19 protein-coding genes are annotated in these 21,765 nt (G+C 73.8%); 9 read left to right on the top strand and 10 right to left on the bottom strand.

What is annotated here, in order from left to right:
• Positions 1–70 precede the first annotated feature (70 nt).
• Positions 71–1,339: a glycosyl hydrolase family 18 protein gene (locus Q8791_RS15700; protein ID WP_330092449.1), complete on the top strand. Its 1,269-nt coding sequence runs from the start codon at positions 71–73 to the stop codon at positions 1,337–1,339.
• A 165-nt stretch (positions 1,340–1,504) separates the two neighbouring features.
• Here Q8791_RS15700 and Q8791_RS15695 read toward each other — a convergent pair whose 3' ends face one another.
• The gene (locus tag Q8791_RS15695; RefSeq protein ID WP_407942005.1) at positions 1,505–4,165 is read right to left on the bottom strand and encodes a bifunctional FO biosynthesis protein CofGH; all 2,661 of its coding nucleotides are present in this window, start codon (positions 4,163–4,165) and stop codon (positions 1,505–1,507) included.
• 209 nt (positions 4,166–4,374) lie between these two features.
• On the opposite strand from Q8791_RS15695, the gene Q8791_RS15690 reads away from it, so the two are divergent.
• Positions 4,375–5,340, top strand: coding sequence for a lysylphosphatidylglycerol synthase domain-containing protein (locus tag Q8791_RS15690; protein ID WP_330092448.1), 966 nt, complete (start codon positions 4,375–4,377; stop codon positions 5,338–5,340).
• Positions 5,341–5,485: 145 nt separating this feature from the next.
• On the opposite strand, the gene Q8791_RS15685 is transcribed toward Q8791_RS15690, so the two are convergent.
• Genes Q8791_RS15685 through Q8791_RS15675 form a run of 3 tightly spaced genes read right to left on the bottom strand, consistent with a single transcriptional unit; the run spans position 5,486 to position 9,642 of the window.
• Positions 5,486–6,610: a glycosyltransferase family 4 protein gene (locus tag Q8791_RS15685; protein ID WP_330092447.1), complete on the bottom strand. Its 1,125-nt coding sequence runs from the start codon at positions 6,608–6,610 to the stop codon at positions 5,486–5,488.
• Complete coding sequence (locus Q8791_RS15680; RefSeq protein WP_330092446.1) at positions 6,607–7,542, bottom strand: glycosyltransferase family 2 protein; 936 nt, start codon at positions 7,540–7,542, stop codon at positions 6,607–6,609. The genes Q8791_RS15685 and Q8791_RS15680 overlap by 4 nt, the downstream gene beginning before the upstream one ends.
• A gap of 48 nt (positions 7,543–7,590) precedes the next feature.
• A complete protein-coding gene (locus tag Q8791_RS15675; RefSeq protein WP_330092445.1) occupies positions 7,591–9,642 on the bottom strand; it encodes a hypothetical protein in 2,052 nt (683 codons plus the stop codon).
• 257 nt (positions 9,643–9,899) lie between these two features.
• Between Q8791_RS15675 and Q8791_RS15670 the strand changes: the two genes are divergently transcribed.
• A complete protein-coding gene (locus Q8791_RS15670; RefSeq protein ID WP_330092444.1) occupies positions 9,900–10,712 on the top strand; it encodes a TIGR03089 family protein in 813 nt (270 codons plus the stop codon).
• A gap of 103 nt (positions 10,713–10,815) precedes the next feature.
• Here Q8791_RS15670 and Q8791_RS15665 read toward each other — a convergent pair whose 3' ends face one another.
• From Q8791_RS15665 to Q8791_RS15655, 3 genes are all read right to left on the bottom strand, one after another.
• Positions 10,816–11,031 carry a hypothetical protein gene (locus Q8791_RS15665; protein ID WP_330092443.1) on the bottom strand — a complete coding sequence of 72 codons (216 nt, stop codon included), beginning with the start codon at positions 11,029–11,031 and terminating at the stop codon, positions 10,816–10,818.
• 276 nt (positions 11,032–11,307) lie between these two features.
• A complete protein-coding gene (locus tag Q8791_RS15660; protein WP_330092442.1) occupies positions 11,308–12,522 on the bottom strand; it encodes an amidohydrolase in 1,215 nt (404 codons plus the stop codon).
• 55 nt (positions 12,523–12,577) lie between these two features.
• Positions 12,578–13,390, bottom strand: coding sequence for a helix-turn-helix domain-containing protein (locus tag Q8791_RS15655; protein ID WP_330092522.1), 813 nt, complete (start codon positions 13,388–13,390; stop codon positions 12,578–12,580).
• Between the two features lie 198 nt (positions 13,391–13,588).
• Here Q8791_RS15655 and Q8791_RS15650 point away from each other — a divergent pair, with 198 nt between their 5' ends.
• Both Q8791_RS15650 and Q8791_RS15645 read left to right on the top strand, forming a co-directional pair.
• Positions 13,589–13,996, top strand: a complete 408-nt coding sequence (locus Q8791_RS15650; protein WP_330092441.1) for a PLD nuclease N-terminal domain-containing protein — start codon at positions 13,589–13,591, stop codon at positions 13,994–13,996.
• A 128-nt stretch (positions 13,997–14,124) separates the two neighbouring features.
• Complete coding sequence (locus tag Q8791_RS15645) at positions 14,125–14,811, top strand: peptidylprolyl isomerase (RefSeq protein WP_330092440.1); 687 nt, start codon at positions 14,125–14,127, stop codon at positions 14,809–14,811.
• Positions 14,812–14,882: 71 nt separating this feature from the next.
• On the opposite strand, the gene Q8791_RS15640 is transcribed toward Q8791_RS15645, so the two are convergent.
• Entirely contained in the window at positions 14,883–16,055 is a 1,173-nt protein-coding gene (locus tag Q8791_RS15640) for a cysteine desulfurase family protein (RefSeq protein WP_330092439.1), read from the bottom strand.
• An 89-nt stretch (positions 16,056–16,144) separates the two neighbouring features.
• Here Q8791_RS15640 and aroA point away from each other — a divergent pair, with 89 nt between their 5' ends.
• Together aroA and rsgA are read left to right on the top strand one after the other, a co-directional pair.
• The gene (gene aroA, locus Q8791_RS15635; protein ID WP_330092438.1) at positions 16,145–17,491 is read left to right on the top strand and encodes a 3-phosphoshikimate 1-carboxyvinyltransferase; all 1,347 of its coding nucleotides are present in this window, start codon (positions 16,145–16,147) and stop codon (positions 17,489–17,491) included.
• Positions 17,488–18,507 (top strand): ribosome small subunit-dependent GTPase A, encoded by a 1,020-nt coding sequence (rsgA, locus tag Q8791_RS15630; protein ID WP_330092437.1) that lies wholly within the window; start codon positions 17,488–17,490, stop codon positions 18,505–18,507. Before aroA ends, rsgA begins: the two co-directional genes overlap by 4 nt.
• A 39-nt stretch (positions 18,508–18,546) precedes the next feature.
• Here the strand turns inward: rsgA and Q8791_RS15625 are convergent, their stop codons facing one another.
• Positions 18,547–18,936 (bottom strand): winged helix-turn-helix transcriptional regulator, encoded by a 390-nt coding sequence (locus Q8791_RS15625; protein WP_330092436.1) that lies wholly within the window; start codon positions 18,934–18,936, stop codon positions 18,547–18,549.
• A gap of 97 nt (positions 18,937–19,033) precedes the next feature.
• Here Q8791_RS15625 and Q8791_RS15620 point away from each other — a divergent pair, with 97 nt between their 5' ends.
• Positions 19,034–19,942: an NAD(P)-dependent oxidoreductase gene (locus Q8791_RS15620; RefSeq protein WP_330092435.1), complete on the top strand. Its 909-nt coding sequence runs from the start codon at positions 19,034–19,036 to the stop codon at positions 19,940–19,942.
• A 181-nt stretch (positions 19,943–20,123) separates the two neighbouring features.
• Here Q8791_RS15620 and Q8791_RS15615 read toward each other — a convergent pair whose 3' ends face one another.
• Positions 20,124–20,708, bottom strand: coding sequence for a TetR/AcrR family transcriptional regulator (locus tag Q8791_RS15615; protein WP_330092434.1), 585 nt, complete (start codon positions 20,706–20,708; stop codon positions 20,124–20,126).
• A 188-nt stretch (positions 20,709–20,896) separates the two neighbouring features.
• Between Q8791_RS15615 and hisN the strand changes: the two genes are divergently transcribed.
• Positions 20,897–21,703 carry a histidinol-phosphatase gene (gene hisN, locus Q8791_RS15610; protein WP_330092433.1) on the top strand — a complete coding sequence of 269 codons (807 nt, stop codon included), beginning with the start codon at positions 20,897–20,899 and terminating at the stop codon, positions 21,701–21,703.
• The last annotated feature ends 62 nt before the right edge of the window (positions 21,704–21,765 follow it).

Raw genomic sequence — 21,765 nt, 5'->3', positions numbered from 1 at the left:
GTTTCCTAACAATTAAGCGGCTCCTCCTGGAGCCCCCTTCGTCTCCCCGCTCGACGAAAGGAGCACCCCCATGCTCAGGACTCATCGCCATAGCCGGACCACGGGGCGGAAAGCCGCTCTGGCCGGAACCTTCGCGGTTCTGGCGGCCGCCCTCGTGGCGGGCTTCAGCCAGATCTCCCCCGCACCCACCGAAGCGGAGACCGTGGCCGGCGGCGAATCCGTCCGGACCCAGCAGACCGACCAGTGGCTCACCGGCTACTGGCACAACTTCGAGAACGGCTCCGGGACGATGCCGCTGTCGGAGATCCCCGGCGAGTACAACCTGGTGGCCGTCGCCTTCGCCGACAACCACGCCACCCTCGACGGCGGCATCACGTTCAACCTCGCGAGCAGCGAGCTGGGCGGCTACACCGACCAGCAGTTCCGCGACGACATCGCGGCCGTGCAGGCCCAGGGACGCAAGGTCATCATCTCCGTGGGCGGCGAGGCCGGCCACGTGGACGTCACCAACGCGACGCAGGCGCAGAACTTCGCCGACACCACCTACCAGCTGATGCAGGACTACGGTTTCGACGGGGTCGACATCGACCTGGAGCACGGCATCAACGCCGAGCACATGTCCAACGCCCTGCACGACCTCAGCGCACAGGCGGGCGCGGGCCTGATCATCACCATGGCGCCGCAGACCATCGACTTCCAGAGCGCCGACCGCGAGTACTACAAGCTCGCGTCGAACATCTCCGACATCCTCACCATCGTGAACATGCAGTACTACAACTCCGGGTCGATGCTCGGCTGCGACGGCCAGGTGTACAGCCAGGGCACCCCCGACTTCGTCGCGGCCCTCGCCTGCATCCAGCTGGAGATGGGCCTGACCCCGGACCAGGTCGGCCTGGGCCTCCCCGCCGTCCAGTCCGCGGCCGGCGGCGGCTACATGGCGCCCAGCCAGGTCGTGCGGGCCCTCGACTGCCTGGAGACCGGCACCGACTGCGGGTCCTTCTCCCCCGAGACGCCGTACGGTCCGATCGGCGGCGTGATGACCTGGTCGATCAACTGGGACGCGACCAGCGGCTACGCCTTCGCGGACACCGTCTCGGCCCGGCTCGGCAACTCCGGCGGCGGCGAGCCCACGGAGGAGCCCACCGAGCAGCCGACCGAGGAGCCCACGGGGCAGCCGGGCGACTGCACCGCCTCCGCCTGGACGTCCGGCGGCACCTACACCCAGGGCGACCGGGTGTCCCACGGCGGCCGTGAGTACGAGGCCCGCTGGTGGACCCGGGGCGAGGCGCCCGGTACGACCGGCGAGTGGGGCGTCTGGACCGACGTCGGCGCCTGCTAGGCGGTCACGACCACCTCCGCGCAGAGGGGCCCGCAACCCCTCTCCCGCTACGCGCGGCCCCCGCGGACCCCGCCCCCTCCCACTCCCGGGCGGGGTCCGCGACCCAGGAGAAGGGGCGGAACGCCGGCACCCGGCGTTCCGCCCCTTCGTGCGTCCCTGCCCCCCTCAGACGAGGGGGAGCGACGGGCGCAGGACGCTGGGCGCCACGCCGTCACTCGCCTCCGCGACGCGCTGCCGCTCCGGCGACACCTCCCCGTAGAGGGTCGTGCGCTGGCGGACCGGCCGCCCGGTCGGCTCGACCAGGGCGCGGATGTCGGTGATCGTCTTGAACGACCCCTGCCCCGACCCGGCCATCCGGCTGATCGTCTCCTCCATGAGGGTGCCGCCCACGTCGTTCACGCCCCCCGACAGGAGTTGGCGGCAGGTGTCCTCCGCCAGCTTCACCCACGAGCACTGGATGTTGTCGATGTGCCCGTGCAGCAGCAGGCGGGCCAGGGCGTGCACCGCGCGGTTCTCCCTGACGGTCGGACCCGTGCGGGCCAGTCCGGCCAGGTAGATCGGCGAGTTGGTGTGCACGAACGGCAGCGGCACGAACTCGGTGAACCCGCGGCGCCCGTTGCGCTCCACCGACCGCTCCTGGAGCGAGCGCAGCAGCTTGATGTGCGCCACCCAGTGCCCGGGTGAGTCCACGTGGCCGTACATCATGGTGGACGTGGTCGGGATGCCCAGGTCGTGGGCGGACGTGATCACGTCGACCCACTCGCTGGTCGGCAGCTTGCCCTTGGTGAGGATCCAGCGGACCTCGTCGTCGAGGATCTCCGCGGCCGTGCCCGGGATGGACCCCAGCCCCGCCTCGCGGGCGCGGGTCAGCCACTCGCGCACCGGCAGGTTCGTGCGCGTCGCACCGTTGACCACCTCCATCGGGCTGAACGCGTGGACGTGCATGTCCGGGACGCGTTCGCGCACGGCCGCGGCGATGTCGAAGTAGGCGGTGCCGGGCAGGTCCGGGTGGATGCCGCCCTGCATGCACACCTCGGTCGCACCGGCCTTCCATGCCTCCTCGGCCCGGTCCGCGACCTGGTCGAGCGAGAGCGTGTACGCGTCGGCGTCGGTGCGGCGCTGGGCGAACGCGCAGAACCGGCAGCCGGTGTAGCAGACGTTGGTGAAGTTGATGTTCCTGGTCACGACGTACGTGACGTCGTCGCCGACGACGTCCTGGCGCACCCGGTCGGCCAGGTCGGCGAGCGCTTCGAGCTCGGGCCCGTCCGCGTGCAGCAGGGCGAGCGCCTCGTCGTCGTCCAGGCCTGCCGGGTCGGCCTCCGCGCTGCGCAGCGCGGCGGCGATGTCCGGGTCGAACCGGCGGGGCACGGCGCCCTCCCGGTCCACGCCGGAGCGCAGCTCGTCCCAGTCGCCGTAGACGGCGTCGAAGTCGCTCCGCCGGTCGCCGGTGCGCCCCTCCGTGTCGATCTCCGTGTGGAGGTCGGTGCGCCCGGAGGAGACCAGGACGGCCTCGCGCTCCTGCCAGGGGCGGCCCGCGATGACGGCGTCCTCGCGGGCCAGCCCGGTCTCCGGGTCGGCGAGCGCGGCGACGTGCCCGGACAGGCGCGGGTCCAGCCACGGCTCTCCCGCCCGGATGTACTCCGGGTAGACGGTGAGCCGCTCGCGCAGCGCGAACCCCTGGGCCGCCGTGCGCCCGGCCAGGTCGTCGATCTGCGGCCACGGGCGCTCGGGGTTGACGTGGTCGGCGGTGAGCGGCGAGACGCCGCCCCAGTCGTCGATGCCCGCGCGGATCATCAGCGCGTACTCGTCCACGCCCCCCGCCTCCGCCCCGATGAGGTTCGGGGGCGCCTGGATGTGCGCCTTGGGGCCCATGACCAGGCGGGTGACCGCGATCGTGGCGGCCATCTCCTCGCGTTCGGCGTCGGGCCGGTGCATCATCGCGGTGCCGGGCTTGGCACGGAAGTTCTGCACGATGACCTCCTGGACGCCGCCGTAGCGGCGGGAGACCCCGCGCATCGCGAAGACGGACTCGGCGCGGTCGGCGACCGTCTCGCCGATGCCGAGGAGGATGCCGGTGGTGAAGGGGACGCTGGAGCGGCCCGCGTCCTCCAGCGCCCGCAGCCGCACCGCGGGGTCCTTGTCGGGGCTGCCGTAGTGGGCCTGGCCCTTCTCGGTGAACAGGCGGGTGGAGGTGGTCTCCAGCATCATCCCCATCGACGGGGAGACGGGCTTGAGCCGCTGGAAGTCCGCCCAGGTCATCACGCCCGGGTTGAGGTGCGGGAGGAGGCCGGTCTCCTCCAGGACCATGATCGCCATGGCCCGGACGTAGGACAGGGTGTCGTCGTAGCCGTGCGCGTCGAGCCAGTCGGCGGCCTGCTTCCACCGGTCCTCGGGACGGTCCCCGAGGGTGATGAGCACCTCCTTGCAGCCCATCTCGGCGCCTCTGCGGGCGATCTCCAACACCTCGTCGGGCGACATGAACGGCGATGCGAGGCGCCCGGGGACGGTCGCGAACGTGCAGTAGTGGCACCGGTCCCGGCACAGGCGGGTCAGGGGGACGAACACCTTGCGGCTGTAGGTGATGACGCCGGGGCGGCCGGCGGCCTCCAGCCCGGCGTCGCGCACCCTGCCCGCGTGTTCGAGGAGGGTCTCCAGATCGTCGCCCCTGGCGTGCAGGAGCACCTCGGCCTCGGCGACGTCGAGCGTCTTGCCGTCCCGTGCGCGCGCCAGGGCCCTGCGCATCGCGGACGGGGTCGGCAGCCGGGGGTCCGGGGTCGGTGCCGGGGCCTGGGAGGACACGGGGAAGGGGTCGTTCGCACCACTCATAGAGCGACCCTACGCCCCGCCCGTTTCACGCGTGCGAACGCATCGCCGCTCGCGGACGGGCGGGGACCGCCGTCACCGTGCCCTAGCCGCACGGTCCGGGGACGCCCCGTCCGGCGCCCCTCCCCCGGTCGGCGCGGGAGCGGGGCGCACGCGTCCCCGGGGCGGCTCCGGGCGGCGTAGGGTCGGCAGGTGAACGAAGGAGGAGCTCCGTGCTGAGTCGCCTGCGCGGCAACCCGTGGGTCCGGTTGGCGCTCTTCCTGGTGGTGTGCGCGTGCGCGGGCGCCGCCCTGCACTCGAACTGGGCGCAGGCGCGCGACGCCGCCGCCGCGCTTCCCCTGTGGGTGCTCCCGGCCGCGGCCCTCGCGGGCATGGCAGGGCTGACCGCGCAGATGCTCGCCTGGCGGTCCCTGCTGGCCGGGTTGGGCTCGCCCCTCCCCCGGCGGGCCGCGTCCCGCGTCATGTTCGTGGGCCAGCTCGGCAAGTACCTCCCGGGCTCGGTGTGGGCGTTCGTCGCCCAGGTCGAGCTGGCCCGGGACTGGGACGTGCCGCGCTCGCGGGGCGCCGCCGCGACCCTGGTCGCCGTCGGCGTGACGGTCGCGGTGAGCCTGGCCGTCGCCGCGGTCGCCCTGCCCCTGTCGTCGGCGGAGGCCGCCCGCCGCTGGTGGTGGGCGCTGGCGCTGGCGCCGCTCCTGCTCTGCGCCCTGCACCCGCGCGTGGTCGGCTGGGGCATCCGCCTGGCCGCACTCCCCTTCGCCCGGTTCCGGGAGGTGGCGGAGGCCGGACCGCTGGGCCTCCGCGGGCGGGCCATGGCAGCGGCCGTGGGGTGGACCCTGGTGGCGTGGGTGCCCCTGGGCGCGCACGTGTGGCTGCTGACCTGGGCCGTGGGCGGTGACGCGCTGCGCTCGCTCGGCCCGTCCGTCGGTGCGTACGCGCTGGCCTGGACGCTGGGACTGCTGGTGGTGTTCGCCCCCGCCGGGCTGGGCGTGCGCGAGGCGGTCCTGGTGGTGGCGCTGGCCCCGGTGGTGGACGCGGGGGCCGCTCTGGTGGTGGCCGTGCTGTCCCGACTGGTGATGACCGCCGCGGACCTGGGCTGGGCCGGGCTGTCGGTGCTGCTGTCGCCCGCACCGGCACCCGGGCCCGGGGCGCCGCAGGACGGGCCCGCGCGGGCGCGCTGACCTCGCGGAGGCCGCGCCCTCCGGTGGGGCCCGCGGCCTCCGGCGCCGACCGGTCCGCCCCGGGCGACGTGGTCCGGTACCGGCTGCACGAGTCCGCGGGGCGGGCGCGGGAGCGACCGCGCCCTCCCGTCGGGCCCCGTGGCCCTCAGGCCCCGAGCAGGCGCTCGGTGTACGCCCGCCAGTAGGGTTCGGCGTCCACCGGGCGGACCCCGTCGCGCAGACGCCCGGGCTCGCCGGGGGCGTAGAACTCCCCGAGCGCGCGGGCCAGGTCGGCGGCGTCGCCCGGCTCGCACAGCAGGCCGTCGACCCCCTCGCGCACGTGGTCGGCGAGCGTCCCGGCCCGGGTGGCGACGACCGGCACGCCGTGCTCGTGGGCCAGCCACACGTTCTGGGTGGCCGTCGCGGTCCGGTACGGCAGGACGACGGCGTCGGCGGCGCCGAACAGGCCGGGGAGCTCCTCGGCCGGCACGTACCCGTCGAGGAACCGGACCCGGTCGGCGATCCCGAGTCCGGCGGCCTGCGCCTCCAGCTCGGCGGTCCCGCCCCAGAACTCCCCGGCGACGGTCAGCGTCACGTCCTCGGGCGCACCGCCGGCCAGGGCGCGCAACAGCAGGTCGACGCCCTTGTAGGGCCGGACGATACCGAGGAAGAGCAGGTGCCGGCGCTCGCCGCCGGGGGCTCCGGTGCCCTCGGGCGCCGCACCCCCCGTCTCGGGCAGGTGGGGCGGCATCGCGGCGACCACCGGGAGGTCCCGGCCCGCCCCCAGCAGTCCCTCGGCGAGCCGGGCCTGCTCCGGCGAGTGCGTGACCACGCCGTCGGTCCGCCGCAGCAGCGCCCGGACCAGGGACACGTCGACCGACCGCCGCTCGTGCGGCAGCACGTTGTGGCACAGGGCCACCACCCTGGGGCCGCCCCGCCGGGACCGCAGCCCGGCGAGGAGGCCCAGGTAGGCGGGAACCTGGATCGGCGAGAACAGGGTGAGGACCACCAGGTCGGCGTCGCGTGCGAGTCGCCGCCCCGTCCGCCACCACCCGTCCGGCCGGTACCAGGCGAGGTCGTGGCGGGTGTCCGGATACGGTTCGCCCTCCGGGTCGGCGATGGTCTGCCGCCCCGGGTACAGGGCGGCGGGGTACTGGGCGCGCCACGACTCGATCGCCGTCGGGTGGCCGAGCGCGCGCAGCCGGTGCGCGAGCTCGGTGGTGTGCCGGGCCCCTCCGCCCTTGTACGGGTGGGCGGGACCCACGAGGGCCACCCGGAGGGGGCCGGTCACGGGTTCTCCCGCGAGCGCACGATCAGGTCGGCCAGCAGGGCGATCGCCGCGATGATCAGCCCCGTCATGAGGATCATGACGGTGTTGTTGGGGATGTACAGCGGGTTGCGCACCTGGTCGAACACGAACTTGGCCGTGCCGAGGCCCAGCAGCACCAGCGCGGGCGGCATGAGGACCTTGAGCGGGTTGAAGTACATGACCATGCGCAGCACCTGGAGGATGTACCGGTAGGCGTCGCTGACGAAGTGGAACTTGGACCTGCCCGCCCGCTTCGCGTACTCGATGGGCACGTACCTCACCGGGTGCTGGTTGGACAGGAACGCCAGCGTGATGGTGGTGACGCAGGAGAACCCGGGGGGCAGCAGCCGCAGGTAGGGGCGGGCGACGTCGCGCCGGAACACGCGCAGACCGGAGTTGAGGTCGGGGATGCGCGTGTTGGTGAGCCGCTCGGCGATCTTGCGGATCACCCACTTGGCGGGGACCCGCAGCGCCTTGTGCGAACCCATCTCCTGGGTGCGGGCGCCCACGACCTGGTCCAGCTCGGGGTCGGCGTCGAGCATGGCGACGAGTTCGGGGATGCGCTCGTTGGGGTAGCTCATGTCGGCGTCGGTCCACACGACGAACTCGCCGCGCGCCCGCTGGCTGCCGATCCGGCGCACGGTGCCGGAGCCCCCGTTGTGGCCGAAGGCGATGACGCGCATGTGCGGGTAGAGGGTCTGCACGTCGCGCAGGCGCTCCAGGGTGTCGTCTGTGGAGGCGTCGTCCACCGCGAGCAGCTCGTAGCCGTAGCCGGAGCCGTCCATGGCCGCGCAGATCCGTTTGACCTCGTCGACGACGTGGTCTTCCTCGTTGTAGCAGGGCAGCACGATGGTGACGCGCACGGGCGGGCCGTCGGACGGCTGCTGCGGGATGTCGTCGCGTGTGTCGCTCATGGGTTCTTCTCAGCGGGGTGCGGGCGGGCGGGGGGGCTGGCGCGGGCGTCACCCCCGTGCGGGGATCACGGTCGTCCACACGCTCTCGTTGAAGGTCCAGTGACCGGTCGGGGGTTCCATGAGAGTACTCGGATCCATCTGCGCCAGGACGTGGAAGGGCCGTTCGATCTCCTCCGTGCTGCCGGTCAGGTCCTCCAGCACCTGCCAGTCGGAGGAGGCGAGGACCGCGTCGCGCCCGCGGTCGTGGATCGCGGCCACGACCCTGGCGGCGTTCTCCGGCGTGGGCTCGTTCATCGCCGCCGTGGGCACGCCGCAGACGTTGCGCAGGAGGGGCATGTAGTTCCCGGCCATGCCGGGGTCGACCACGACCACCGACGCGTCCTCCGGCAGGGACGCGCACAGCTCGTGGGTGGCCGCGACGGTCCCCACGTCCTGCCTGTACCCCATGATCCCCGCCGACGTGGCCGCTGACGGGGCGATCATCGCCACGGAGGCACTGGCGGCGACCACCACCGGGAGGACCCGGGACGCCGCCCTGCCCCGGCCGGTGTCGGCGGAGACCGCGCAGTACCGGGTGAGCCATGCCAGGAACCAGACGGCGAACAGGATGAACGCCGGGATGACCAGCACGATCAGGCGCCTGCTCGCCCACGGGTGGTCGGGGGTGATGGCGGGCCGCAGCAGAGTGGTGGTGACCGTCCACACCAGCAGCATGGCGGGCAGCAGCCACTGGGGGTCGCGGCGCAGGACGAGGCGGCGCAGGACCAGTGCCACGCCGAGGGAGGCGAAGAGGACGGTGCCCAGACCCACGTACCAGCCCACCCAGTACAGGCTCATGTCGTAGTAGGTGCGGCTGCCCTCGATGGGCCACAGCCCCTCCCGTTCCTGCACGGAGGCCACCCAGGCGTCGGTGAAGTCGCTGCCGTGCCCGTAGTCGGGCCAGAACAGGGGCCGGATCGCCAACCCGACCATGGTGAGGAGGGCGAGCGCGGCCACCGCGTGGGGGAGCCAGCGGACGCGCTCCACGTGCGGGACCCCGAACCGCCACAGGGCGGCGGTGGCCGCGGCCGTGGCCGCGATGACGGCGGCGCTGATCAGCAGGAGGGGGTTGAGGGAGTCCGACAGGTACTCCAGGTAGGGCCGGGACAGGCCGTAGCCGGCGTACAGGCCCAACCCGGTGCCGAGCGCGAGTCCGCCGAGCAGGGGAAGGGCCTGGCCCCGCCGGGCGAGCAGCAGCAGGCCGACGAACCCGATCACGGGGAGCAGGTCGCGGATCGCGTCGATCCGCACCACCAGCGCCAGGCCGAACACCAGCCCCGCCACAGCGGCGAGGGTGTGGGCGGGCGTCCACCGGTCGGTGAGGGCGGTGCGGCGTACGAGCGCGTCGTAGGCCAGGACCAGCCCGCCGACCAGGAGGATCTGGGTGAGGGGTTCGCTGTAGGTGAAGCGGCTGACCCACTGCTGGGGCAGGCAGACGGCCAGGACCAGGGCGCCCAGGGGGGCCCAGCGTGCACCGACCAGGCGCGCGGTGAGCCCGGCGAAGGTCAGCACGCCGAGCGCGCCGAGGACCGGCGTGGTCACGAGCATGCCGTCGAGCCCGCCCAGCCAGTAGCCGATGGAGGTGACCAGCGGGGCGCCGGCCATGAACTGGGGCCAGATCGACCCGTCCCGGTCGTAGTGGGCGAGGCTCTGGTAGCTGAGAGACGGATCGTCCCCCGCGATGAGCTCGCGCTGCTGCGGGATGGGCAGGTGGCCGTTCTCCGCGATCCACACGGTGAACATGGCGTACGAGGCCGGGTCGCGGCGGATGACCAGGGCCTCGGCGTGGTAGGCGATCTGCACGATCGCGAACCCGGCCGCGATCACCGCGACGAGCACGACGGGCCACCAGGGGACGTCCTCGTCCTCGGGCGGGTCCGGGATGAGGCGCGGTACGAGCACGCAGGCCGCGATCACGGCGGGCGTCCCCAGGACGGCGGCCGCCACGGGGGTGAAGGAGCCGAGGGCGAGGAGTGGGAAGGCCACCAGGAGCCAGGCCGACACGGCGATCGCGGGGAGCGCGGTGACACGGGCGAGGAACCGTCCGGGGAGCAAGCGCATGGGCCAACTCTGGCAGTTCCGGCCGGGCTACGCACACCGTGCGGCGATTCTCGTCGGCCCCTCCTGCTCCGGGGTCCCGCCCGGCCCGGCGCGGGGCCGGGAGCCGTGGTCGGGTGGCGGAAACGGACCGCGGGGTCGGGCGGGTGCCGGGGGCGCCCCGCGAGTCCACGGGAGGAGGAGGCCGGGCGTGCGGACCGTCCGCGGGACGGGGACGGCGGCACGGGTCGACGGGTCGCGGACGCCCTAGAGTGGCGGTCATGTCCGAAACTCCCGCGCAGCTGTGGCGCGCACTCGTCTCCGCCGACCCGTCCCGCCCGTTCGTGACCCACTACGACGCCTCCGGCGGCCGTGTCGAGCTGTCCCGTGCCACCTTCGACAACTGGGTGTCCAAGACCTCGAACATGCTGGTGGACGGGCTCGGTGTACAGCCGGGCGACCGGGTGGTGATCGCCCTTCCGGTGCACTGGCAGTCACTGGCGTGGCTGGTCTCCTGCTGGTCGGTGGGCGCGGTCGCCGAGTTCGTCCCGGACAGCGCGGACATCCCCGCGGACGCACAGGTCGTGGTCACCGGCGCCGGCCTCCTGGAGCGCGCTCTGGACAGCGGCGCCGACGAGGTCGTGGGCACCTCGCTGCACCCGCTGGGCCTGCCGTTGGCAGAGGTCCCGCCGATGGTGCTCGACTACTCCGTCGAGGTGCGGGGGTACGGCGACCACTTCTCCGCCTTCCCCGTGGACCCGGAGGAGCCCGCGCTCCGGAGCGGCGGCGTCGCAACGGGTGCGGCCCTGGCCGCCGGGGGCCGGGAGCGGGCGGCGGCCTGGGGGCTGACCGGCGACGACCGCCTGGGGCTGTTCCTGGAACCGGACGCGCCGATGTCCCGGCTCGGCGCGGGCGCGGAGCTCCTGCTCGCCCCGATCGCGGCCGGCGTGCCGATCGTGGTGACGCCGTTCGATCCCGGAGCCCCGCGGGAGGTCGTCGAGCGGGCCGGGATGGAGAAGGTCACCGTGGTGGGGACCGCCGTGGACGCGGACGTCCTCGCCGGGGCGCCTTTCAGGTCGGTCGGATCGGCCTGACGCCGCGGGGGACGTCACCAGGAGGGGCCGCCCCTGCGAAGACGGCGCGTCACGCCGCGCACGACGCGCCGCCCACCCGGTGGGCGGCCGCGGTCGGGGCGCCTCAGACCGCCAGGACGTGCGTCCAGCCCCCCTCGCCGGCCCGCCTGTCCGGCGACTCGCGGTCGGGGCGTTCGGTGCGGCCGTCCCGTGCGCGCGTCCCGCTCCCCCGCCGCCCCTCGCGGCGCGCCCGGCGGGCCAGCCGCTCCTCCGCCGCCGCGCGTTCCGTCTCGGCCCGGTAGACCGCGGCGGCCTCGGCTGCTGCGTCGTGGTGGGTCATGGCGCCTCCCTGGGGCTGGTGCGCCGGGACCGGCGTCCCGACTGCCTCCAGGCTCGCCCTAAGTCGGCCGCACCCGCCATCGGCAGGTCACCGTAGAAACGCCGCGCGGCCGCGCCTTACGCGTCGGCGCGGCCACGCCACGGGGTCCTCAGACGCCTTAGGGAGCGTGTGCCGGCGGGCTCGCGGGTCGGCGGACGCGAGCCCGCCGGGAGTCGGGTGGCACCCTCCGGACGGCGTCCCCGGCCGGGCGGCGCGGGGCCGCCCGCGGAACACGCCCTAGGACTCGCGGTAGAAGGCGTCCAGGGCCGTACCCGAGCGCTTCTCCTCGTCGTACGTGTAGACCTCGCGACCCTCCACGAAGACCCGCAGGGCACGGCTCATCACGTCCAGGGGGTCGCCGGACCAGACGACCACGTCGCCGTCCAGCCCCGGCTTGAGCGAACCCACCCGGTCGGAGATGCCCATGATCTCGGCCGGGTTGACCGTGAGCGCGCGGATCGCCGACTCGGGGGCCATGCCCTCCTTCACGCAGAGGGTGGCCTGGTGGACGAGGAACTCGATGGGGACGACGGGGTGGTCGGTGGTCAGGGCGACCTTCACGCCCGCCCGGTCCAGGATGCCGGGGTTGGCCAGCGTCTTGTTCTTGACCTCGACCTTGGAGCGGCTGGTCATCAGGGGCCCGGTGATGACGGGGATGCCGCGCGCGGCGATCTCGTCGGCCAGCAGGTGGCCCTCCGTGCAGTGGTTGATGATCAGGCGGTAGCCGAACTCGTCGGAGAGGCGCATCGCCGTGTGGATGTCGTCGGCGCGGTGCGTGTGCTGACACCACGGGATCTCGCCGTCCAGGACCCTGGTCAGCACCTCCAGGGTGTTGTCCCGGTCGAACGGGGTGCCCTCCTGCGCGGCGTGGTCGCGCTTGGCCTTGTAGTCCTGTGCCTTGGTGAACGCGTCCCGGATGACCGCGGCCACGCCCTGGCGGGTGGAGGGGATCTGGTCCTTCTTGCCGTACACCCGCTTCGGGTTCTCGCCCAGGGCGCTCTTGACGCTGGCCGGGTGCCTGATCAGGCGGTCCTCCATGCTGCGGCCCCAGCACTTGACGGCGACGGTCTGGCCGCCGATGGGGTTGCCGGAGCCCGGTTTGACGACGGAGCTGGTGACGCCGCCGGACAGGGCGTCGACGAACCCCTGGTCGGCGGGGTTGATGGCGTCCAGCGCGCGCATGCGGGCGCCGTTGGGGTCGGTCATCTCGTTGGTGTCGTCCCCGGCCCAGCCGACACCCTCCTCGTCGATGCCGATGTGTCCGTGGGCCTCGACGAACCCGGGGAGCACCCACTTGCCGGAGGCGTCGACGACGGTGGCGCCCTCCGGGACCGGTGTGTCGGCGTCCGCGCCGACCGCGGTGATCCTGCCGTCGGAGATGAGGACGGTGCCGCCGTCGATGGGGTCGCCGTCGACGGGGACGACGTATCCGGATGTGATCGCGATATCCATGGCGGGCAACCTAGCCCATGACGGGGCGTCCGCCCAAGGGCGGGAGCGGCCCCGGTCAGCCCTCGGGCCAGCGCGCCGTCAGCAGCTCCGACCGGGGGGTGAGCTCGACGGCGGCCCCCTCGATGGCCTCGCGCACCATCGCGCAGCGCCCCACCTGCTCGGACTCCCCCGTCAGGTCGCCGGCCTCGGCGGCGAACGCGTAGACCATGGTCGGCCTGTCGGTGAACTCCATCATCCGGAACGCGCCGCCCAGACCGGGGTGGTGCGGGGTCTGCTCCGGGATGACGCCCATGGTGACGATGCCCACCTCGATCAGGTCGGCGAGCAGGTCTCGCTGGGCGTTGAGGACCGCCGCCCCGCCCTGGGGGCGCCGCAGGGCCGACTCGTTGAGGACGACCCGCAGCACCGGGCCGTCCGGACCGGTCATCGCGGCCCGGTTGGCCATCTCCTCCTCGACCATCAGCTCGACCTCGTCAGGGGTCAGGTCCGGATGGCTGGGACCGAGGACGGCGCGGGAGTACTCGCGCGTGCGCAGGAACACCGGAACCGCCATGGGCTGGTGCTCCCACAGGTCGGTGGCGTGCACGCCCAGCTCGCGCTGGTCCCCGAACTCGTTGGGGAAGGCCTCCGCCTGCAGGGTGATCGCCCACGCCTCGACCAGCTGGTGCTCGGTTCCGAGGACGTTGTCCACCCTCTCCACCAGGGAACGGGCCGGACGGCAGTGGGCGTCCTCCACGTCGCGGAGCTTGTCGTCGGTCACTCCCACCGTGGCGGCGAGCTGCGCGCGTGAGAGTCCCCTGTCGGAGCGGGCGCGCAGGATCCGCGCACCGAAGGGGAGCCACATCGCAGACGGCAGCGCACTGTTCATAACCATGTCCCCTCCCGTCCCCTGGCGGGGCAGCCGTCACATACCCTCGGGTCGACGCCCCGGCCTCGTTACCAGACTCTCTCCCGTGTCGAGGGCGCTGGTCAAGCGATCGGGCGGGTACGGCGATCCGTGATAAGTCATTACAAGGGCTGACAATGCCGCCCGTCGTTCGTGCGATCCCCCGATTGGAAACCCCCGTTGTCCTATCTCGCCCTCCTGCTCTTCGTCGTGTCCCTCGGCGTCTGGATCTACGCCCTCTTCGACGTTGTCGGCTCCGACGCCGCCCGGGTGCGGCTCCTGCCCAAGGCCGCCTGGACCGTCGTCGTTCTGCTGTTGCCCAAGATCGGGGCAATACTGTGGTTCGTCCTCGGCCGGCCCCGCCGTGACCCGTCGGACGCGCCCTCCGGCCCGCCCCCGCCCTTCCCCGAGTACGACCACCCCCACCGGGCGCGCGCCGCGTCCCCGGAGGAGGACGAGGAGTTCCTCCGCCGCTGCCGCGAACGGGCCGAGGCACAGCGCCGCCGCGCCCGCGAGGCCCAGGGGGAGAACGGCCGGGAGGACGGGCAGGAGGACCGCGGCGCCGAGGAGGACCCCCGGGCCACCTGACGCGGACCCCGGATCCGTATCGTGGTCAAAGCATGACGGACTGTGCGATACCCCGAGACAGGGGTACCCGCGGGTGCGCAGTACGCTATGTGCCGCCCAGCCGCGAAACTCACCCCGGAAGTGAACCGATGAAGCCTTTCACCCTGTCGGCGACAGCCATGCTCGCCTGCACCGCGCTGCTCGTCACCACCGCCTGCGGCAACGACGGAGCCCCAGCCGACCAGGGAGAGCAGGGCGACGGGGAGACCGGGGCGCCCGAGCAGGAGCAGACCGGCAGCCCCGCCGAGGTCGACGTCACCGACGTCGAGGGCGCCACGCTGCACACCAGCGAGGGCGACATCGAACTGGAGCTGTTCCCCGAGGACGCCCCCGTGACCGTGTCCAACTTCGTCGGTCTGGCCGAGGGCGAGGGCGTGCCCAACCCGGTGACGGGTGAGGCCGAGTTCTACAACGACACCGTGTTCCACCGCGTCATCGCCGACTTCATGCTCCAGGGCGGCGACCCGCAGGGCACCGGGCAGGGCGGCCCCGGCTACACCTTCGAGGACGAGGTCGACTCCGGCCGGGAGTTCGGCGAGCCGGGTGTCCTGGCCATGGCCAACCGCGGCGGGGGCACGAGCACGAACGGCTCGCAGTTCTTCGTCACCGTCGCGCCGGCCACCCACCTGAACGGCCAGCACACCATCTTCGGCCAGGTCGCGGACGAGGAGTCCATGGAGATCGTGAACTCCATCTCCGTCACGGAGACCGACGCGAACGACCGCCCCACCCAGGACGTGGTCCTCGAGTCCGTCACCATCCACCGCGCCGAGTAGCCCCCCCGGGTGGCGGGGCCCGCGGTGGTCACCGCCCCTGCGGGCGCCCGGGGCCCCGCCCCGGGCGCGCCTCAGTGCCGGCGCTTGGCGCGGGCGGCCCGCGCCCGTTCGACGGCCGGGCCGATCGCCTCGGCCAGCGCAGTGACGTCCTCGCGCGTGGAGGTGCGCCCCAGGGACAGGCGCAGACTGCTCAGGGCCGTGTCGGCGTCCGCCCCCATGGCCAGGAGCACGTGGCTCGGCTGGGCGACGCCCGCGGAGCAGGCGGATCCGGTGGAGCAGGAGATGCCGCGGGCGTCGAGGAGCATGAGCAGGGCGTCGCCCTCGCATCCGGGGAACGACAGGTGCGAGATCCCGGGCAGCCTGCGCTCGCGGTCGCCGTTGACGACCACGTCGGGGACCACCGCGCGGACCCGCTCCTCCAACTCGTCACGCAGGCACGCGAGGTGCTTGGCGTGTTCCTCGCGCTCGGCGACCGCGTGGTCGACGGCGGTGGCGAGGCCCCGCAGCAGGGGCGCGGAGAGGGTGCCGGAGCGGATGTCGCGTTCCTGGCCCCCGCCGTGGAGGACGGGGGTCGGGGTGCTCCCGCGGGCGATCAGCAGGGCTCCGGCGCCGACGGGGCCGCCGAGCTTGTGCCCGCTGACGGTGAGCGCGGTGACGCCGCTGGCGGCGAAGTCCACCGGCTCCACCCCGACGGCCTGGACGGCGTCGGTGTGGAAGGGGATGCCGTACTGGGCCGCGACGGCGGCGAGCTCCTCGACGGGTTGGACCGTGCCGACCTCGTTGTTGGCCCACATGACGGAGACCAGCGCGACCGAACCGGGATCCCGCTCGACGGCGTCGCGGAGGGTGGAGGGGCTGACCCTGCCTTGGGCGTCCACCGGCAGGACCTCGTGGACGGCGCCCTGGTGTTCGGCCATCCAGTGGGCCGGATCGAGGGCGGCGTGGTGTTCGACGGCGCTGGTGAGGATGCGCCGCCGGGCGGGGTCCTCGGCGTTGCGCGCCCAGTAGAGGCCCTTGAGGGCGATGTTGTCGGACTCGGTCCCGCCCCCGGTGAAGACCACCTCGTGGGGGGTGGAGCCGAGTGCTCGGGCGAGCTGTTCCCGGGACTCCTCGACGGTACGGCGGGCGGCGCGTCCGTGGCCGTGCAGGGACGAGGGATTGCCGAGGGCGCCGAGCTCGGCCGCGATGTCGGCGACCACCTCGGGGCGGACCTCGGTCGTGGCAGCGTGATCCAGATACACCATGGCGTTACCAAGGATACGTCTGTCCCGGGTTGTCCACAGCCTCGCGGGTGTAACCCTCCGCTCTTTTCCGGTCCCGATAACCTTGGGGCATGCCCGACTCCGCGTCCTCGCAGACCACCCAGTCCGACACGAACTCCCAGGCCGCCACCGGCGCCCCGCACGAGACGGGGGCCCACGGCCCCCACTGGCCCGCGCCCGTGGCCGGGCGGCCGGTGCGCGCCCGGCTGTCCCTGCCCGGTTCCAAGTCGGTGACCAACCGCGCCCTGATCCTGGCGGCCCTCTCCGAGACGCCGTCGGTGGTGCGCCGCCCGCTGGCGAGCCGCGACAGCGAGCTGATGGTGGGCGCCCTGCGTGCGCTGGGCGTGGAGGTCTCCCGGGTCGGCGAGGATCTGGCGGTCACGCCCGCGGCGCTGCGCGGCCCCGCCTCGGTCGACGTCGGCAACGCCGGCACGGTGATGCGGTTCGTGCCCCCGCTGGCGGCGCTCGCCGCGGGCGACGTGCACTTCGACGGCGACCCGCGTGCCCGTGAGCGGCCCGTGGGCGAGCTCCTGGCGGCACTGCGCGTCCTGGGCGCCGACATCGACGACGGCGGCCGGGGGGCGCTGCCCATGACCATCCACGGCACCGGCGCGGTGCGCGGCGGCGAGGTGACGCTGGACGCGTCGGGCTCGTCCCAGTTCGTGTCGGCTCTGCTGCTGAGCGGCGCCCGCTTCTCCGAGGGCGTGCACGTGCGCCACTCCGGGCCCCCGGTGCCCTCCCAGCCCCACCTGGACATGACGGTGGAGATGCTGCGTGCCGCCGGGGTGTCCGTGTCCACGGGCGAGAACTCCTGGAGGGTCGAGCCGGGGCCGGTCCAGGTCTCCGACATCACCGTGGAGCCGGACCTGTCCAACGCTGCGCCGTTCCTCGCCGCCGCCCTGGTCAGCGGGGGCGAGGTGACGGTCGAGGGGTGGCCCGAGCACACGACCCAGCCGGGGGACGAACTCCGTTCGCTGTTCACCCGGATGGGCGGGGAGGTCTCCTGGTCGGAGGAGGGCCTGACCCTGCGCGGCACCGGGAAGGTCCTCGGCATCGAGGTCGACCTGCGCGACGTCGGCGAGCTCACCCCCACCATCGCCGCGGTCGCGGCGCTGGCCTCCACACCGTCCCGGCTGACCGGCATCGCCCACCTGCGCCGCCACGAGACCGACCGGATCGCGGCCCTGGCCGCCGAGATCAACCGGCTGGGCGGTGACGCCGAGGAACTGCCCGACGGCCTGGTGATCCGCCCGCGCCCCCTGCACGGCGGGGTGTTCCACTCCTACGACGACCACCGGATGGCCACGTCCGGCGCGGTCATCGGGCTCGCGGTGTCCGGGGTGGAGGTGGAGAACATCGCCACCACGCGCAAGACACTGCCCGACTTCCCGGGCCTGTGGGCGGAGGCGCTGGCATGAGCCGCACGCGGGGCGGGGGACGCCACCTGGACGAGGACGACATCCGTGTGCGCGCGCGGGGGGGTTCCAGACCCCGTACCCGCAACCGGCCCAAGCACGAGAGCGCCGTGGAGGGGTTGGTCACCGCCGTGGACCGGGGCCGGTACCGGTGCCTGGTCGACGGCGTCCCGGTGGTGGCGATGAAGGCCCGCGAGCTGGGCCGCGGCTCCATCGTGGTCGGTGACCGCGTGGACGTGGTCGGCGACCTGTCGGGCCGGGCGGACACCCTGGCCCGGGTGGTCCGGGTCCGCGAGCGCGGATCGGTGCTCCGCCGCACCGCCGACGACACCGACCCGGTGGAGCGGGTGATCGTGGCCAACGCGGACCAGCTGGCCATCGTCTGCGCCCTGGCGGACCCGGCCCCGCAGCCGCGCTTCGTGGACCGCTGCCTGGTGGCCGCGTTCGACGCCGGGCTGGCCCCCCTGCTCTGCCTGACCAAGGCGGACCTCGCCGGCCCGGAGGAGCTCGTGCGCGTGTACGAGCCGCTCGGGGTCCCCTTCGAGGTCCTCAGTCCCGAGGGCGGCCTCACCGGCCTGCGGGACCGGCTCGCGGCCCGGACCACGGTTCTGGTGGGATCGTCCGGCGTGGGCAAGTCCACCCTGGTCAACCGGCTCGTGCCGGGCACCGACCGGGCCGTCGGCCACGTCAACGCGGTGACGGGGCGGGGCCGCCACACGTCCACGTCGGCCGCGGCGCTGCCGTTCGAGGGCGGCTGGCTGATCGACACCCCCGGCGTGCGCAGCTTCGGCCTGGCCCACATCTCCCCGGAGGACATCGTCGCGGGCTTCGCCGACCTCGCCGAGGTGGCCGAGGGCTGCCCGCCCGGGTGCTCCCACCAGCCCGACGCCGCGGACTGCGCCGTCGCGGCGGCGTTGGAGCGCGGCGCCCTGGACCCGGCGCGGGTGGCGTCCCTGCGCCGCCTGCTCACGAGCCGTGAGGGAGACACCGACGAGGTGGAGGCCGAGAGCCGCCCCTGAGCGGAGGCGGACGCCCCTGCCGCCCTCCCGGAGGCCGCGTCAGCCGTCGACCGGCCGGCCGAGGCCGGCGCTCCTGGCCGGAGCGTCCGACTCCTGGGGGCGGATCCCTGCGACGTGGGCGCGGCCCCAGTCGCCCAGCGGGGCGAGCGCACCGTTCAGGGAACGGCCGAGGGGGGTCAGGGAGTACTCGACCCGGGGCGGCACCTCACCGAAGTCCTCACGGTGCACGATGCCGTCGCCCTCCAGCTCCCGCAGGTGGGAGGCGAGGACCTTCTCGGTGACGCCGCCGAGCGCGCGGCGCAGCTCCCCGAAGCGGTGGGGCCGCTCGTCCAGGGCCCAGAGGATGAGCACCTTCCACTTGCCGCCGATCACGTCCATCGCCGCGTCGATGCCGCAGTGGTAGTCGTTCGCCCCACGCTTGGCGACCATGCCCGGACCCCTTCCACCCGCACGCTTACCCCGGGGTGAGCACCCACTTCACAGTGCGTACTTGTGGGCCCCCGAACCGTGGACGAGCCTAGTCCACATGACGCAGACCCCATCGGAGACCGACCTGACCGCCAAGCCCCGTATCGCCCTCCTCGGGCTGGGAGCCATGGGCGCCGCCTTCGCCCGGACCTGGCTAGCCGCCGGGTACCCGCTGACCGTGTGGAACCGCACCCCCTCCCGCGCCGAGCCGCTCGCGGCCGAGGGCGCGGACGTCGCCGCGACCGCCGCCGAGGCCGTGGCCTCGGCACGCCTCGTGGTGACCTGCCTGCTGGACGACGCCTCCGTGGGCGAGGCCCTGGCGGGCGCCGACCTCACCGGCAGGGACCTCGTGGACGTCACGACGGGGACCCCCGCCCAGGCCCGCGCCCGCTCGGAGTGGGCGGCCGGACGCGGGGCCCGGTTCCTGAGCGGGGGGATCATGGCGATCCCGCCGATGGTGGGCGTCCCCGAGGCCGGCGGATACGTGTTCTACAGCGGCCCGTCCGAGGTGTTCGAGGAGCACCGGGCGGCCCTCGCGGTGCCCGCCGGCACCGTCTACGCCGGGAGGGACGCCGGTCTGGCCTCCCTCCAGGACGTGGCCCTGCTCAGCGCGATGAACGGCATGTTCGCCGGCGTCGCACACGCCTTCGCCCTGGTACGGAACGAGGAGGTGCCCCTGGGGGAGTTCGCCGGCCACCTCTCCGCGTGGCTCGTCGCTATGGCCTCCGAGGGTGTCCGGCTCACGGCCCGGCAGCTGGAGAGCGGCGACTACACCACGGGCGTGGTGTCCAACCTCGCCATGCAGGTCGAGGGCAACGCGACCCTGCTGCGCACCGCGGAGGAGCAGGGCGTGAGCACCGAACTCCTCACCCCGTACGCGGACCTCATGGCGCGGCGGCTGGCCGACGGACACGGGGACGAGGACGGCGCGGGGGTGGTCGACCTCCTGGCCGCGCCCCGCCGCTGAGGCGCGGGGCCCGGGTCGCCCCGTCCGACTCTGCCTCCCCGGTCCCGCGGGAGGCAGCGGCACGGTCCCGCGGAGCGGCGGAAGGGGATCGCGGTGATTCGTCCGTCCGGCCCGGAGTCGCGCGGCGCCTCCGGGCGCCCGCGCTCCGGCAGGGGTCCGCCCGGCACGCCGCGGGCTCCTCTCAGCGGCCGACCAGCAGCATCCCGTGCACCACCGTCTCGACCCGGCGCGCCGCCTCGTCCGGGTCGATCGGCTGGAGCGCGTAGGAGACGGTGAGCCGCACGTTCACGTCGGCGACCGCGTCGGCCACCGACGCGTCCAGGTCGGGGAGGCGCTCGTTCAGCATGGCGGCGATCCGCTCCCCCAGGACGTCCAGCAGCGGGGCCGACCGTGTGGTGAGCACCGGGAGGAGGTCGCGGTCCCCGGTCACGACCGCGTGCAGCAGGGGGCTGTCCCTGGCCGCCCTCAGGACCAGCCGGGTGGCACGGCTGACCGCGTGCGCGGGGTCGCCGTCCTCGGCGCCCAGCAGGAGCACCACGCCGTCCAGCAGGGCGTTGACCTCGCGCACCACGATGGCCTGGAGCAGGCCCTCCTTGCTGCCGAACACGTTGTACAGGGTCTGGCGGGACACCCCGGCCGCCGTGGCGATGTCCGCCATGCGGCGCTCGGCCCAGCCGCCGGAGACGACCTCGGCGCAGGCGGCGTCCATCAGCCGCTCCCGCGCCGGGACGCCCTCGGCCCGCGTCCGTCCGCTCACCGTGTCCATGCCGCCATCCTCCCACCTGCGGCCGGGCCTCCCCGCTCCCGGACGGTCGGCACGTCCGCGACCGTCCGGTTCGGGATCCGCCGTGGGCTGTGATCCGGCTCGCTGTCCCTGGAACTCCGCTAACACTCTGATCACGCGCGTGTGCCGCTTTGGCCTTGTTCGTGCCCGGGAGGGTAGCGTTACCGGCCATGGCGTCCTTTGACGATGATCTGCGGCTGGCCCACGTGCTCGCCGATGCTGCCGACGACATCGCGCTCAAGCGCTTCCGAGCGCTCGACCTCGTCGTCGACACCAAACCCGACCTCACACCGGTGACCGAGGCCGACCGGATGGTCGAGGAGACCATCCGCGGGATCCTCTCACGCGCCCGGCCCCGCGACGCCGTGGTCGGCGAGGAGTACGGCCGGACCGGCAACAGCAACCGGGTGTGGGTCGTCGACCCCATCGACGGCACCAAGAACTACGTGCGGGGGGTCCCCGTCTGGGCGACGCTGATCGCCCTCCTGGAGGGCGACCGGCCCGTGGTGGGCGTGGTGTCCGCACCCGCTCTGTTCCGCCGCTGGTGGGCGTCCAAGGGCGCCGGGACCTGGCAGGGCCGCAGCCTCTCGAAGGCGTCGCGCTGCCACGTGTCCAAGGTGCCGGACCTGTCCGACGCCTCGCTGAGCTTCTCGTCGCTCACCGGCTGGGAGGAGCAGGGCCGGCTCGACTCGTTCCTGGGGCTGACGCGGTCGGTGTGGCGGACCCGCGCCTACGGCGACTTCTGGTCGCACGTGATGGTCGCCGAGGGCGTCGTGGACATCGCCGCCGAGCCCGAGCTGTCGCTGTGGGACGCGGCGCCGCTGCCGATCATCCTGGAGGAGGCGGGCGGCCGGGCCACCAACCTTCGGGGTGAGGGCTTCGAGGACGGCGGGCCCCTGGTGTGCACCAACGGCGTGATCCACGACCAGGTGCTGACCTGGCTGAACGGCGGCCCCACGCCCCTGCGCCGGAGCTGACCCCTCCCCGGTTTCCCGCCAACGCTCGCCACGATACGCACACAACCGAACACGTTGCGTAG

Source organism: Nocardiopsis codii, from assembly GCF_036327455.1.
Classification (GTDB): Bacteria; Actinomycetota; Actinomycetes; order Streptosporangiales; family Streptosporangiaceae; genus Nocardiopsis; species Nocardiopsis codii.
Note: the sequence above shows the minus strand (reverse complement) of the source record. Positions and strands in the feature narration are given on the sequence as shown.

Coding starts and splice junctions, on each gene's coding strand:
- Q8791_RS15700 (WP_330092449.1), top strand. CDS start 71: ATGCTCAGGACTCATCGCCATAGCCGGACCACGGGGCGGAAAGCCGCT.
- Q8791_RS15695 (WP_407942005.1), bottom strand. CDS start 4,165: ATGAGTGGTGCGAACGACCCCTTCCCCGTGTCCTCCCAGGCCCCGGCA.
- Q8791_RS15680 (WP_330092446.1), bottom strand. CDS start 7,542: ATGAGCGACACACGCGACGACATCCCGCAGCAGCCGTCCGACGGCCCG.
- Q8791_RS15675 (WP_330092445.1), bottom strand. CDS start 9,642: ATGCGCTTGCTCCCCGGACGGTTCCTCGCCCGTGTCACCGCGCTCCCC.
- Q8791_RS15670 (WP_330092444.1), top strand. CDS start 9,900: ATGTCCGAAACTCCCGCGCAGCTGTGGCGCGCACTCGTCTCCGCCGAC.
- Q8791_RS15665 (WP_330092443.1), bottom strand. CDS start 11,031: ATGACCCACCACGACGCAGCAGCCGAGGCCGCCGCGGTCTACCGGGCC.
- Q8791_RS15660 (WP_330092442.1), bottom strand. CDS start 12,522: ATGGATATCGCGATCACATCCGGATACGTCGTCCCCGTCGACGGCGAC.
- Q8791_RS15655 (WP_330092522.1), bottom strand. CDS start 13,390: ATGAACAGTGCGCTGCCGTCTGCGATGTGGCTCCCCTTCGGTGCGCGG.
- Q8791_RS15645 (WP_330092440.1), top strand. CDS start 14,125: ATGAAGCCTTTCACCCTGTCGGCGACAGCCATGCTCGCCTGCACCGCG.
- Q8791_RS15640 (WP_330092439.1), bottom strand. CDS start 16,055: ATGGTGTATCTGGATCACGCTGCCACGACCGAGGTCCGCCCCGAGGTG.
- aroA (WP_330092438.1), top strand. CDS start 16,145: ATGCCCGACTCCGCGTCCTCGCAGACCACCCAGTCCGACACGAACTCC.
- rsgA (WP_330092437.1), top strand. CDS start 17,488: ATGAGCCGCACGCGGGGCGGGGGACGCCACCTGGACGAGGACGACATC.
- Q8791_RS15625 (WP_330092436.1), bottom strand. CDS start 18,936: ATGGTCGCCAAGCGTGGGGCGAACGACTACCACTGCGGCATCGACGCG.
- Q8791_RS15620 (WP_330092435.1), top strand. CDS start 19,034: ATGACGCAGACCCCATCGGAGACCGACCTGACCGCCAAGCCCCGTATC.
- Q8791_RS15615 (WP_330092434.1), bottom strand. CDS start 20,708: ATGGACACGGTGAGCGGACGGACGCGGGCCGAGGGCGTCCCGGCGCGG.
- hisN (WP_330092433.1), top strand. CDS start 20,897: ATGGCGTCCTTTGACGATGATCTGCGGCTGGCCCACGTGCTCGCCGAT.